12 protein-coding genes and 1 pseudogene are annotated in these 13,725 nt (G+C 47.0%); 7 read left to right on the top strand and 6 right to left on the bottom strand.

Annotation, left to right across the window (positions count from 1 at the left end):
- The first annotated feature begins 218 nt into the window (after positions 1-218).
- Complete coding sequence (locus KXJ80_RS15400; protein ID WP_011071981.1) at positions 219-371, top strand: hypothetical protein; 153 nt, start codon at positions 219-221, stop codon at positions 369-371.
- Positions 372-539: 168 nt separating this feature from the next.
- Here KXJ80_RS15400 and KXJ80_RS15395 read toward each other — a convergent pair whose 3' ends face one another.
- Positions 540-704, bottom strand: coding sequence for a hypothetical protein (locus tag KXJ80_RS15395; RefSeq protein ID WP_218738375.1), 165 nt, complete (start codon positions 702-704; stop codon positions 540-542).
- Between the two features lie 129 nt (positions 705-833).
- Here KXJ80_RS15395 and speA point away from each other — a divergent pair, with 129 nt between their 5' ends.
- Positions 834-2,747 carry a biosynthetic arginine decarboxylase gene (speA, locus tag KXJ80_RS15390; RefSeq protein WP_037417405.1) on the top strand — a complete coding sequence of 638 codons (1,914 nt, stop codon included), beginning with the start codon at positions 834-836 and terminating at the stop codon, positions 2,745-2,747.
- 302 nt (positions 2,748-3,049) lie between these two features.
- Positions 3,050-4,006 (top strand): adenosylmethionine decarboxylase, encoded by a 957-nt coding sequence (locus KXJ80_RS15385; protein ID WP_218738626.1) that lies wholly within the window; start codon positions 3,050-3,052, stop codon positions 4,004-4,006.
- 229 nt (positions 4,007-4,235) lie between these two features.
- Here the strand turns inward: KXJ80_RS15385 and bcp are convergent, their stop codons facing one another.
- Both bcp and KXJ80_RS15375 read right to left on the bottom strand, forming a co-directional pair.
- Complete coding sequence (bcp, locus tag KXJ80_RS15380) at positions 4,236-4,706, bottom strand: thioredoxin-dependent thiol peroxidase (protein WP_218738376.1); 471 nt, start codon at positions 4,704-4,706, stop codon at positions 4,236-4,238.
- Positions 4,707-4,709: 3 nt separating this feature from the next.
- Complete coding sequence (locus KXJ80_RS15375) at positions 4,710-5,261, bottom strand: glycine cleavage system transcriptional repressor (protein WP_037417572.1); 552 nt, start codon at positions 5,259-5,261, stop codon at positions 4,710-4,712.
- A gap of 172 nt (positions 5,262-5,433) precedes the next feature.
- Between KXJ80_RS15375 and dapA the strand changes: the two genes are divergently transcribed.
- From dapA to KXJ80_RS15355, 4 genes are all read left to right on the top strand, one after another.
- Positions 5,434-6,318 (top strand): 4-hydroxy-tetrahydrodipicolinate synthase, encoded by an 885-nt coding sequence (dapA, locus tag KXJ80_RS15370; protein ID WP_037417569.1) that lies wholly within the window; start codon positions 5,434-5,436, stop codon positions 6,316-6,318.
- A 3-nt stretch (positions 6,319-6,321) separates the two neighbouring features.
- The gene (gene bamC, locus KXJ80_RS15365; RefSeq protein WP_037417567.1) at positions 6,322-7,419 is read left to right on the top strand and encodes an NlpB/DapX family lipoprotein; all 1,098 of its coding nucleotides are present in this window, start codon (positions 6,322-6,324) and stop codon (positions 7,417-7,419) included.
- A 356-nt stretch (positions 7,420-7,775) separates the two neighbouring features.
- Complete coding sequence (locus KXJ80_RS15360; RefSeq protein WP_011623099.1) at positions 7,776-8,858, top strand: efflux RND transporter periplasmic adaptor subunit; 1,083 nt, start codon at positions 7,776-7,778, stop codon at positions 8,856-8,858.
- On the top strand, positions 8,855-11,950 hold the full coding sequence (locus tag KXJ80_RS15355; RefSeq protein ID WP_218738377.1) for an efflux RND transporter permease subunit: 3,096 nt from the start codon (positions 8,855-8,857) through the stop codon (positions 11,948-11,950). Before KXJ80_RS15360 ends, KXJ80_RS15355 begins: the two co-directional genes overlap by 4 nt.
- 72 nt (positions 11,951-12,022) lie before the next feature.
- Here the strand turns inward: KXJ80_RS15355 and KXJ80_RS15350 are convergent.
- The 3 genes and pseudogenes from KXJ80_RS15350 to KXJ80_RS15340 form a co-directional block, all read right to left on the bottom strand.
- Positions 12,023-12,274 (bottom strand): annotated as a pseudogene (locus tag KXJ80_RS15350) (GNAT family N-acetyltransferase); the annotation flags it as partial.
- A gap of 226 nt (positions 12,275-12,500) precedes the next feature.
- Positions 12,501-12,728, bottom strand: a complete 228-nt coding sequence (locus tag KXJ80_RS15345) for a hypothetical protein (protein WP_122040746.1) — start codon at positions 12,726-12,728, stop codon at positions 12,501-12,503.
- 101 nt (positions 12,729-12,829) lie between these two features.
- Positions 12,830-13,585 carry a sulfite exporter TauE/SafE family protein gene (locus KXJ80_RS15340; RefSeq protein WP_218738378.1) on the bottom strand — a complete coding sequence of 252 codons (756 nt, stop codon included), beginning with the start codon at positions 13,583-13,585 and terminating at the stop codon, positions 12,830-12,832.
- Positions 13,586-13,725 lie beyond the last annotated feature (140 nt).

The raw sequence follows: 13,725 nt of genomic DNA, 5'->3' as shown, positions 1-13,725 counted from the left end.
AATGTGGTGTTTATTATATTTTAATGAAAAATATTAAATGAGATTCTTGCTTGCATTCTGTGACATTGCGCGGTTTAATTGCGCCGTTTAACGACTTCGCTCGTTACAGACATGACAAATATTACGTGAGTTGTAATGATTTTATGGTTCACAGGTCATTCACCGTGTAACGTACAATTTATAATGGTTACATGGGGTTAAGAGGAATTGTTTAGCTAATGCACAAGCATCCATTTTTTGCTCTTTGCCTAAAAGCATCTCAATGCCAGCGCTCAATCGTTGTTCCCTATGACGATACTAGCCTTAAACATCTCACGTTAATCCGTATCAACTCTGGCCGCGAAGAAGCCAACAGTCCCCTGTTACAATAATCTCACCTAGTGTTAGGTGTGCTTGGTGATGCCTTGCCGCTTAATACCTAATGTTTATCCTTAGTGTTACCTATTGTTTATCCACTTAATCGGCACCTCGTTTTTAGAGAGAGTCATATTGAGCGGAGACGCAACGCTTTAGCTTAAGGTTTTGAGTGTTTTTTAACCTCAAAGCGCGTTATGGTTAATGCCTTTGGGTGAAAGACCTATGGCGATAAAGGGGGATATAAACACCATCTTGTTATCGCCAAGGTAAAAGAGTATCGGGTTAATCCCGGTTGCGTTAAGGGAAATCGCATCAATGTCGCCTAAGCTGGGTTGATTTTGCTGCACAAATTAGGGTGAATTCATCCTAACTGTATGTCAGGTAACTATATGGTTTACCTGGGTTTGTCGAACGGGCGGTCTTGCAATGTTGCACTGACCGTTTAACCCATTTTTTTATAGACGGGCTAAATAAAAATGAATGATTGGTCTATTGATGCTGCTCGTGCTGGGTACAACGTTACCCACTGGAGCCAAGGGTTTTATGGGATCAGCGACCAAGGTGAGGTGACAGTGTCGCCGGATCCTAAGAATCCTGATCACAAGATTGGCTTAAATGAGCTAGCAAAAGACATGGTTAAAGCAGGGGTCGCTTTACCTGTATTAGTTCGTTTCCCGCAAATTCTGCACCACAGAGTGAACAGTTTGTGCCAAGCATTCGACCAAGCGATACAAAAATATGAGTATCAGGCGGACTATTTGCTGGTTTACCCCATTAAAGTAAACCAACAAAAAACTGTGGTAGAAGAGATCCTTGCGAGCCAAGCATCAAAAGAAGTTCCACAATTAGGCCTAGAAGCCGGCAGTAAGCCTGAATTAATGGCCGTACTTGCCATGGCGCAAAAAGCCAGTTCAGTGATCGTATGTAACGGTTACAAAGATAACGAATACATTCGTTTAGCCTTAATTGGTGAAAAGTTAGGCCATAAGGTCTATATCGTTTTAGAAAAACTGTCTGAGCTTAAGATGGTACTAGCTGAGTCTGAGCGTTTAGGGGTGAAACCTCGCTTAGGGTTACGTGCTCGCCTTGCATTCCAAGGAAAAGGCAAGTGGCAAGCCAGCGGTGGCGAAAAGTCTAAGTTTGGTTTATCTGCGGCGCAGATTTTGACTGTAGTTGACCAGTTAAAACAAAGCGATATGTTGGATTCGCTGCAATTACTGCACTTTCACTTAGGTTCGCAAATCGCCAATATCCGCGATATTCGTCAAGGTGTGAGCGAAGCGGCGCGTTTCTACTGTGAATTACGTGAGTTAGGGGCCAGCATTAACTGCTTCGACGTCGGCGGTGGTTTAGCGGTAGATTACGACGGCACTCGTAGCCAAAGTAATAACTCAATGAACTATGGTTTAAGCGAATACGCGAACAACATCGTAAACGTGCTTACCGATATCTGTAATGAATACGAGCAACCTATGCCACGTATTATTTCAGAATCTGGCCGTCACTTAACGGCGCACCATGCGGTACTGATCACCGATGTGATTGGCACAGAAGCTTATCAGGTTGAAGATATCCAGCCGCCAGCGGAAGAATCGCCGCAGCTGCTGCACAATATGTGGCAATCTTGGACTGAGCTGAGTGGCCGTGCCGATCAACGTGCCTTGATTGAGATTTATCATGATAGCCAAAGTGACCTGCAAGAAGCGCAATCGCTGTTTGCCTTGGGTCAATTAAGCTTGGCAGAACGTGCGTGGGCTGAGCAGGCTAACCTACGCGTATGCCATGAAGTTCAAGGTTTGTTAAGCACCAAAAACCGTTACCACAGACCGATTATTGATGAGTTAAACGAAAAGTTAGCCGATAAGTTCTTCGTTAACTTCTCATTATTCCAATCCTTACCGGATGCTTGGGGTATCGATCAGGTGTTCCCTGTGCTGCCATTGTCTGGTTTAGACAAAGCGCCAGAGCGCCGCGCTGTGATGCTGGACATCACCTGTGACTCCGACGGTATTGTGGATCAATATGTAGACGGCCAAGGGATTGAAACTACGCTACCAGTACCAGCGTGGAGTGCTGAAAGCCCGTATTTAATCGGCTTCTTTATGGTGGGGGCATATCAAGAGATTTTAGGGGATATGCACAACTTGTTTGGCGACACTAACTCGGCCGTTGTCAGCATTGAAGAAAACGGTATGACCAATATTGAATCGGTACTTGCCGGTGACACAGTCGCTGACGTATTACGCTATGTTAACTTAGATGCCGTTGACTTTATGCGGACTTACGAAGAGTTAGTCAACCAGCATATTGTTGAGGATGAACGCGCACAAATTTTAGAAGAATTACAAGTGGGCCTAAAAGGTTACACTTATTTAGAAGATTTTTCTTAATATTGAGTGTGTTAAAAAAGTCAGCCTAGGGACACTTAGGCTGACTTTTGTTTTTTATAGCCTATTATTTTTGCTAGCGAGTTGTAAAGGTGAGTGCGTTGCAAGGCTATCATCTTGTAAAAGCAAGCGCGGTGGTTTTATTGCGGCGCTAGTCGTGTAAAAATAGCCGCGCAAATTTGATGGGTTATCAGTCTTAAAATGCGTGCATACATTTAAGTCAGCGTTGCCAGCGAACCATGAATGACTGATATACCAATAGATTAGATGCCCAAACACAGGGATAAGATGAGGCGAACGGCTTGATGTTTTTTGAAGGCGCGGAAAAAAAGCTTGAGATCAGACTCACTTCCAATATGGCATCACTGCGCCAACGAGAGTACGGCTTTTGGTCAACCTTGGTCGCCTGTGCCAATGCGGAAATCCTGTCAATAATCCGTAATCCTGCCTGCGATGCCTATCTACTGAGTGAATCGAGCCTGTTCGTCTGGGATGATAAGATTCTGCTGCTCACCTGCGGTAATAGCACCCTGATTGAGGCGGCCTGCTACTTTATTAACGCCTTAGGGGTTGAGCACATTGCCGCGCTCTGTTATCAGCGTAAGAATGAATACCAAGCCCAGCTACAAAGCACACACTTTGCTGACGATATTGCGAAATTGCGCACCTTGATCCCCGGAAAAGCCTTTCGAGTTGGTCACTTAGATTCACATCATCACTATTTGTTTTGTACTGACAATCTGTTTTGCACTGACGGCCAACCTATGTCGTCAACGTATGATACCTGCCTTGAACTGATGATGTACCACATCTGTGGCGAGTTGGCTGATTACCTCAAGTTGCCCACACAAACCGAGCAGGGGATTTATCAACGCTTAGGATTGCAGCGAATTTTCCCTGATTTTCAATTTGATATGCACTGTTTTCAGCCCGCGGGATTTTCGTTAAATGGGATACGTGGGGCTGACTATGTTACCTTGCATATCACGCCATCGATAGGGCCGGGAGATAACTCCTACGTCAGCTTTGAGACTAATCTGGATTTAGCTGTTTATCCCTATCCCCTTGTTGCACAAATGATTAAGCTATTTATGCCCTCAAGCTGGGATCTCATCCGTTTTAACCAGTCGCTTATGACTGCTGGATTTCCTGAGCATGTATGTTTAGCGCATGGTTCAATCGTGACTGAGCAAGGCTGTCAGATTGATTTTAATCACTATCAACAGCTTCAAACTGAAGCGTTACTGCCTGTATTCCTATAATCGTTTCCCATAATTGAGTTGGTGATTCACTCGAATAAGCGACTGTTAAAGTTGCGGTGTGATTAGAGGATTTATTCGCCACAAGCTGAAAATTTTTCATCAAAAATGGCCCTGATTTCGGGCCATTTTATGTTTGCTTGCGGTTTTTTTGGGCAATTCAAACTGAAATTTCTAAACTGAGCCGTTGGCAATTAGTCAGAAAATCCCTTGCTATACCATTTAGCGGCCATTACTGCGCTGCAATCTCTGCCAACACTACTTGATGGTGGTCGCTGGTTTTAAACTTATCGAACACATGGGCAATAGTGCCATCGGTGTTGATGAGGAAACTTAACCTATGGATTCCATCATAGACTTTACCCATAAATTTCTTTTCGCCCCACACGCCAAAGGCATCAGCAACGCTGTGGTCTTCATCGCTGAGTAGGGTAAAGTTAAGTGATTGTTTTTCAGCAAACTTAGCTAATTTAGCCACAGGATCTGGGCTAACGCCAAGAACAGTGACGTTATGGCTATCGAGTTCAGCTTTGCTATCACGTAAACCGCAGGCTTGTACTGTGCAGCCAGGGGTTGACGCTTTAGGGTAAAAATAGACTAAAACGGGACCACGCGTTAAGCATTCTTGTAGTGAAACAGCGTTACCCTGTTGATTTTGTAAGGTAAAAAGTGGCGCTTTGGCACCAGCGGTTAAGGTATTCATCTATTATCCTCTGTCGTTTCTTGAGGTCGTGCCTTCCATGCGTCTAATGGTGCAATCCAGTGCCATCTCCTCGGAGAGTTGATAGATACTCTTTTCGAGCTTTTCTAGTTCAACTTTTTCAGGAATATTGATGGTTAATGAAATAGTTTGCGTTTGCTCGCCATTTTCAAGCTCTTCAGAGAAGGAGCGTACTGCCGCCAAGTCTAAGGAGCGGTCGGCAAGAAACTGGGTGATGGATTTCATCGTGCCGCGCTGATCTTTACCAGTAAAGCGCACTTCAAGGCGCGAAAGATAATTTTGCGGCGTGTGCTTAGAGGTACGCTTCATCACCGTCATCAGTTCTAATTCAACACTGAGACTCGGGAGCAAGCTTTCAATTTTCGTTATGGATGCCCACGAACCTGACAACATCATGATTAAGGTAAATTCGTTACCAAATAATGCCATACGGCTGTCGACGATATCGCAGTCACAGTCACTGGCAAGCCGAGCTAGTTTACTTACGAGTCCAGGACGGTCTACGCCCATTGCAGTTACGACCAGGAAATTGGTCATGAATTGTCCTCACTTTTTCGATATCATAGAGCGAAAACTCGAGACCGAGCGCCGAGTTTTTGTGCGGGATGTAATGCTACCATAACTAAATCAATTTGAGACCCCCGTTAGTGCTTGTCATTAATGGTTGGCATCAGTACCATAGCGAATCCTGAAATTTTGGGGAAGTCAGATGATAAACGGAAGCATCGTAGCCTTAATCACGCCAATGAACAGTGATGGCTCAGTAGATTTTGCAAGTCTTGAAAGGTTAGTCGAATTCCATATTGACCAAGGCACAGACGCCATTGTTGCCGTGGGTACTACCGGTGAGTCAGCGACTCTGCCAATGAATGAGCACGTTGCCGTGGTCGCTCAAACCGTTAAGTTTGTCGCAGGTCGTATCCCTGTGATTGGTGGCAATGGTGCGAATGCGACAGCAGAAGCTATCGAACTCACCAAGTCCTTATCTAAAGTCGGGGTTGACGCCATGTTAGGCGTAACACCTTACTACAATAAACCGACGCCAAAGGGCTTAGTGGCCCACTATAAAGCCGTGGCGGCCAGCACTGATATTCCCCAAATTCTCTATAACGTTCCTGGGCGCACCGCGGTTGATATGAAGCCTGAAACCGTGGCCGAGTTAGTGAGCGTGAGCAATATTATTGGTGTAAAAGAAGCCACGGGTGATGTATCACGGGTTAAACGACTACGTGAACTTTGCGGCAATGACTTTATGTTGTACAGCGGTGATGATGCGACAGCGAGAGAGTTTTTGCTCCTTGGTGGTAACGGGGTGATTTCGGTTGCCAACAACATAGTGCCAAAAGCCTTTAAAGCTATGTGCGACGCCGCATTGGCGGGCAACGCCGAATTAGCCGCCAGTATCGACGAGCCACTACGTGGTTTATATAGCACACTGTTTTGCGAAGCAAATCCTATCCCAGTGAAATGGGCAGCCCATCGTATGGGGTTGATTCAGTGTGGCCATATTCGTTTACCTTTGACTGAACTTTCTGAGCAATGTCATGGTCTGTTGTTAGATGCAATGACTCGTGCCCAGATAGAGGTTAAATAATTAATGTTAAAGAAAGTCACTCCACTGTTCTTAGTTGCTGCTGTTGCAGCTTGTAGTTCGCCATTAGAGCGTCGCCAAGCCAACGGTGCTGAAGACTATGTTCAGGCTGAGCAAGCGCCAATGCTAAAGATCCCTGAGGGATTGAAAACGCCGCCTTACAATAAAGAATACGAGGTTCCGGCAATCGGCGCTAAAGCAAACCCTGCGCTTGTTGGTAAAAACCTTGATATCCGCCCACCACTGCAAGTTTTGCCAATGGCAGAAGGTACGCATGTGGAAGAGGGCAGCGATAACATTAAGATTGTGGTTGAATCGATTGATAACAGTGTCGATCTTAAGCAAGAGATTTTCGCTAACTTAGATGGATTCTTAGCGAAGCAAGCGATCCCTGTTCGTAGTCGCGACTATGATAAAGGCAACATTGAAACCGATTGGATTGAAAGCCGAGAGGTGTTGGAGTCAAGTTTATGGGGCTCAGATAAAGAATATCTGCTGCGTCAGCGTTATCGCTTCGATATCGAAACCCGTCCACACGGCCGTACCGCTAATATCGTTATTCACTTAGTAGAACACGAAGAGTTTTACGATGGTAAAGAGCAGGATGTAATGCTCAGTGGTGAGGATAAGCAGCGTTACACCATCGATATGCTTAACAGTGCCATTGCTTATATGAGCGTTAAGCGTGAGCAAACCATTCAAGCAAACCGCTTAAAGCAGACCTTAGGGATCAATGTTGATTTGGTCACGCCAGAAGAGGGTGCTGCATATTGGTCTGCTAAGGCTTCCTATAAGCAAGTGTGGGATCGTCTGCGTATAGTATTGCCAGAAATGGGCTTTGAAATTTCAGATATGGACAGTGCTAAAGGCCTGTACTTTATCAAGTTTACCGATAACTCCGGTTTCTGGAGTTCATTGTGGAACGACAATCAATTGTCCTTAAAAGAAGGTAGCTACCGTTTACTCTTACAAGACGGTGATACCCCTGATGAGACTAAGATTTTGCTTCGTGACGCTGAAGATCAGCCGTTATCGAATGACGTTGTCGCCAAGGTGTATGAATCATTGTCGAATCTGATGAAAGAAGAGCGCAAACTGCGTTAATTCCACCTCAGTCAAAAAGGGCGATTTATCGCCCTTTTTTGTGTCTGCAATTCAGCCTATTGCTCTAGGACGATACAGCATGATGTATCAGAATATTTCTAGGTAATATCAATAGTTATATTATGGTTTTAGATTAAACCGCTTAAGTTGTGAGTTATTTTGAAACAATCCGCTTAAATTGCCATGTATCGTATTGCATTCTTCACCTCTGTGGTGTTTTTCGACTTGTCCGCAGCGTTATTACAAATTTTGCGCGCTCAGCGTAATTTGTAAGAAAAAGTAAAACGTATTGATGCAATGATGCGAGTGGGTAAACTAGCCGTCACTAATGCGAGTCATCATCATTTGGAAGCCAGATGAAAAAAATCATAATTATCATCGCTATTTTGGCTGCGGGCTGGTTTGGATACCAAAGTATGCAACCCCAAGCACCGCAGAAAGCTAATGTTAAGCTCACCCCTAATGTGGTCATCGCGACTGCCGCTATGGCGCCCGTGCGTGACGAAGTCGAAGCCATAGGCACCAACAAGGCCTATGAGTCTGTCACTATCACGCCTAAAGTCACCGATGTGGTCACCTCTCTCAAGTTTGATGATGGCGATATCGTCAAGAAGGGCGACTTATTGGTGCAATTGCAAAATGCCGAGCAGATAGCCAAAGTGAAAGTGGCGCAGGTGAAGGTGAGTGACAATCAACGCGAGTTAGCGCGGATCAGCTCTCTGGTGACCAGCCGCACTGTGGCAGAGTTAGAGCGTGACCGCCTGCAAACCTTAATCGATACCACCCGCGCCGAGTTAGAGCAGGCACAATCATCTCTAAATGATCGCAGCATAGTGGCGCCCTTTAATGGTCGTTTAGGCCTGCGCCAAGTGAGTGTGGGTAGCTTAGTGACTCCGGGGACTGAGATCACCACACTCGATGATATCTCTAAGATTAAATTAGACTTTTCGGTGCCTGAGCGCTTTATTCAAGACTTACAGCCCGGCAAGCAAGTCGAAGCCAAAGCCGTAGCTTTCCCTGATGAAATCTTTAAAGGCAAAGTGATTTCTATCGATAGCCGCGTTAATCCAACCACTCGTGCCGTGATTGTGCGCGCCGAAATCCCAAATCCGGATTTACGCTTACTGCCTGGGATGCTGATGAAGGTGAAACTCATCAAGCGCAGCCGTGAGGCCTTGATGTTGCCTGAGTCGGCGATTATCCCAATCCAAAAAGAGCACTTTGTTTACAGCGTCAATAAGGACAATGTGATTGAGCGTAAGCAAGTCACCATTGGTATTCGTACCCGCGGCTGGGTCGAAATCCTCGGTGGTTTAGAGATTGGTGAAAACGTGGTGATCCGCGGGCTACTCAAAGTGCACCCAGGCGATGTGGTCAAAACCGAATTGGCTGAGAAGTTTAGCTATCTTTCCGATGCTAATGCGGAGCCAAGTGTATGATCCTGACCGATCTTTCCGTTAAACGACCGGTATTTGCCTCGGTTATTAGCCTATTGCTGGTGGCCTTTGGTTTAGTGGCATTCGATAAGTTACCGCTGCGGGAATACCCTAACATCGACCCGCCGATTGTCTCGATTGAAACCAACTATCGCGGCGCCAGTGCCGCCGTGGTCGAGAGCCGTATCACCCAGCTGATTGAAGATAGGATCAGCGGCGTTGAAGGTATTCGCCATGTGAGTTCATCGAGCAGCGATGGTCGCTCGCAGGTGACCTTAGAGTTCGATATCAGCCGCAACATTGAAGATGCGGCCAACGACGTACGCGACAGAATTTCGGGCCTGTTAGATAACTTACCCGAAGAAGCCGATCCCCCAGAGGTACAAAAGGCCAACGGTGGCGATGAAGTGATTATGTGGCTCAACCTAGTGTCGGATCAAATGACCACATTAGAGCTGACCGATTACACCCGTCGTTATTTATCCGACCGTCTGTCCGTGGTGGACGGGGTGTCGATGATCCGTATTGGTGGTGGCAAAGTTTACGCCATGCGCGTGTGGCTCGACAGACAAGCCCTAGCATCCAGAAGCCTTACAGTTGCTGATGTTGAAGCCGCATTAAGGGCTGAAAACGTTGAGTTGCCCGCAGGTTCACTCGAGTCCAAGGAGCGTCACTTTACCGTGCGTTTAGAGCGTAGTTATCGCACCGCCGAGGACTTTGCCAATTTGGTGATTTCCCAAGGTGAAGACGGCTATTTAGTCAAACTTGGCGATGTGGCTAAGGTGGACATTGGCTCGGAAGAAGAGCGCATCATGTTCCGCGGCAACAAGGAGGCCATGATTGGTCTTGGGGTGTCGAAACAGTCGACCGCCAACACCTTAGAAGTGGCCCGCGCCGTTAATGCGTTAGTCGATAAAATCAATCCTACATTACCAGCGGGAATGTCGATTAAGCGTAGCTACGATAGCTCAGTGTTTATCGAAGCCTCGATCAAAGAGGTGTATCAAACGCTGTTTACCGCAATGATCTTAGTGATTATTGTGATTTATCTATTCCTTGGCAGCGTGCGTGCCATGTTAATCCCTGCAATTACCGTGCCCGTGTCTTTGCTCGGCACGTTTATCGTGCTCTATGCCTTGGGATATACCATCAACCTGTTGACGCTGCTGGCGATGATCCTCGCCATCGGTATGGTGGTGGACGATGCGATAGTGATGTTGGAGAACATTCACCGCCGTATCGAAGAAGGGGATTCCCCCTTAAAAGCGGCGTTTCTTGGTGCCCGTGAAGTCGCCTTTGCGGTCATTGCCACCACCTTAGTGTTAGTGGCGGTATTTATGCCGATCACGTTCCTCGAAGGAGACTTAGGCAAGCTCTTTAAGGAGTTTGCGGTGGCCATGAGTGCGGCGGTGATTTTCTCCAGTATCGTGGCGTTAACCCTAAGCCCGATGATGTGCTCTAAGCTGCTTAAACCCGCGTCGCAGGACTCATGGCTAGTGCGTAAGGTTGATAGCATTATGACAGGCATTTCCCGTCGCTATCAAAGCTCGCTAGAGAGCGCGATGGCAAAACCAGTGCTGATGTCAGTTATCGTGTTGATTGCGCTCGGTAGTAGTGTGTTTCTTGCCCAAAAAGTACCGCAGGAATTTGCACCGCAGGAGGATCGAGGCTCATTATTTTTAATGATTAACGGGCCTCAGGGGGCGAGTTACGAGTATATCGAATCCTATATGACTGAGGTAGAAAGCCGCCTAATGCCATTGGTGGATTCGGGGGATATCAAGCGTTTGCTGATTCGTGCGCCCCGTGGCTTTGGCCGCGCGGCAGACTTCTCTAACGGTATGGCGATTATTGTGCTCGAGGATTGGGGGCAACGTCGTCCTATGAAAGAAGTGATTGTCGATATTAACAAGCGCCTCGCGGATTTAGCCGGTGTGCAGGCTTTCCCTGTGATGCGCCAAGCCTTTGGCCGTGGCGTGGGCAAACCAGTGCAATTTGTTATTGGTGGTCCAAGCTATGAGGAACTCGCTGCTTGGCGGGATATTATGATGGAAAAGGTGGCGGAAAATCCTAAACTGCTTGGCCTTGACCACGATTATAAAGAGACCAAACCGCAGCTTAGAGTGGTGATTGATAGAGACAGGGCAGCAAGCCTAGGGGTGTCAATTTCTAATATCGGTCGCACCTTAGAATCTATGTTAGGTTCGCGCCTTGTCACCACCTTTATGCGTGATGGCGAAGAGTATGATGTGATTGTGGAAGGGGAGCGCAGTAACCAAAATACCGCGGCCGATCTGCAAAATATCTATGTTCGCTCTGAACGGACGAAGGAGCTGATCCCATTATCCAACTTAGTTACGGTAGAAGAGTTTGCCGATGCCAGCTCCCTTAACCGCTACAACCGTATGCGGGCGATTACCATTGAGGCCAGCTTGGCGGATGGTTATAGCCTAGGCGAAGCGCTGGATTACCTCAATCAAGTGGCGCGAGCTTACTTGCCTGCGGAAGCTGTCATCAGCTACAAGGGACAATCGCTGGATTATCAAGAGTCTGGCAGCTCAATGTACTTTGTGTTCTTGCTGGCGCTTGGGATTGTGTTCCTGGTATTAGCGGCGCAGTTTGAAAGCTATATTCACCCTATGGTGATCATGTTGACGGTACCGCTTGCCACGGTTGGCGCCTTGATAGGGCTGTGGTTTACGGGGCAGAGCCTTAATATCTACAGTCAGATTGGGATTATTATGCTGGTCGGTTTGGCGGCGAAAAACGGTATTCTGATCGTCGAATTTGCCAACCAGTTGCGGGATAAGGGCGTCGATTTTGACCGCGCCATTATCCAAGCCTCATGCCAGCGTTTACGGCCTATCCTGATGACGGGGATTACCACTGCCGCGGGCGCCGTCCCTCTGGTTTTGGCAACGGGCGCAGGTGCTGAAACCCGCTTTGTGATTGGCGTAGTGGTGCTTGCGGGCATTATGCTGGCGACGTTGTTTACCATTTATGTGATCCCAACTGCCTACGGTCTTTTTGCCCGTAATAGCGGCTCGCCAGAAGCGATTGCCCAGCAATTAGAAAAGGAATTAGCGCAGGATTAATCCCTCGCGAACGCTTACCCAAATAAATTAGGCGCTTAAGTACACTTAAGCGCCTAATTTATTTGGGTAAACTTACTTTGGGTTAACTTCAAGAGCTTGAATATAGCGAAAGGAGGTTTTCTCAAAGCCAATGGACTCATAGTAAGCTTGGGTCTGTTCCCGTCTCATTGACGTGGTGACCTCAAGTTGGCGACAACCTCGTTCACTTGCCCTCGATTTCGCAAAATCAATTAGTTGCGTCCCCACACCTAAGCCTCGACTGGCCTCAGTCACCACTAAAGCAGTAATGCGGCAGATTTGCTGCTGCGAGGGAAAATAATCAAAAAGATTAGGGCGTGTTGACGTTTCGAGATTAAATTTTGTTCGTTCTGGCAAGCACGTGCTCGCGAAACGAGGAATGATGTGTAGTTATTCTACTCAAATGACGAGTGACAAAGAGCAAGGGCTTGCCAGACGAACCCTTCGGGCAGCATTTGGCTGGCGTTTCTGCTGCGTTATCGTCCGTTTATGTAGAATAACTACACTGCACGGACTTTGCCTTGCATAAACGTCAGCCAAATAGCTGCAAAAATAACCCTGAAACGCCAACACGCCCTATACTTATCAACCCAACCACAACTCCCTCAGACTCGGCGAGATAGATTTCATCCGATCTTTTAGGATCATCGAGATACTGATGTAACTGCGCCTCGGTGGCACTATAACCCAGCTGCAACAGTAAGGCCGTCATGGCGTTATGGTCGGCTATCTGTGCTTGTCTAATTGAAATGGCGCCCATCACGCTTCCTTGTTTTATCCAGTATCTAGATTTCTATTAAGCAGGTAGTTTGCCAATACATGACTCTTGAGGTTGGCATATTTTAGGCTAACGCAAAGGGGTTAACGCATAAAAAATCCCACACTCATAGCGAAACCGACAAGCACAATAAAACCCCGCAGCAGTGATTGGGGAATGCGATAAGCCAGCGCGGCGCCAAGATAGCCGCCAATAATCGCCATAATGGCAAGCAGTAACAGATATTGTCCATCAATCAGATTACCTAGGGCGTATATAACCACGGCAATGGTGGTGAGTAGGGCGGAGAGCAAATTTTTAAGCCCGTTCATCCCATGTAATTGGGTTTGACCGAGTAGCCCAAAGGTTGCGAGTAAAATAATCCCTAATCCCCCATTAAAATAGCCGCCGTAAATACAAACGATGAAGAGAATCATCATTGCAGTCAGTGGCTTGACGGTATTCACTCGGGTGACGCTGGCATGGGCTAAACGTTTTTTCAGTAACCAAGGTCCAGCGATAAAGGCGAGGGTTGCCAGCAAAATTAACCAAGGGACAAGATAAGCAAAGACTTGCTCGCTGGTGTTTAGAAGAATTGCCGCGCCTAGGCATCCGCCCGCAATGGCGATCAAGCACAGGGTTTTTAGATTAAGATTTGCAGGATATTCAATCTCTTTTCGAAAACGCCAGGCACTGGCAAGGTAGCCGGGGAGCAGAGCGGCAGTGCCTGTAGCGTTGGCCATCAGTGGTGGCACGCCGACAAACACAAGGGCAAATAAGGTGATAAAGCTGCCGCCGCCCGCCACTGCATTTAGCATGCCGCCGAGTAAACCTGCGAGGGCGATCAGTAACCAATCCATAGTGAATACTCCGCTGCCATTGTCTCGCTCAATCTGAACGTCAATTGCTTATAAAAACATAACCTTAACTTAACAGTAAGTCACTCAGATGAAAAGCCATCAATATTGTAAGTGGCAGTAGATTGATGGCTTTGTTACGG

Source organism: Shewanella xiamenensis, assembly GCF_024971755.1.
Lineage (GTDB): Bacteria > Pseudomonadota > Gammaproteobacteria > Enterobacterales > Shewanellaceae > Shewanella > Shewanella xiamenensis.
The sequence above is the reverse complement of the archived record's forward strand: the minus strand, read 5'-3'. Positions and strand labels throughout refer to the sequence as shown.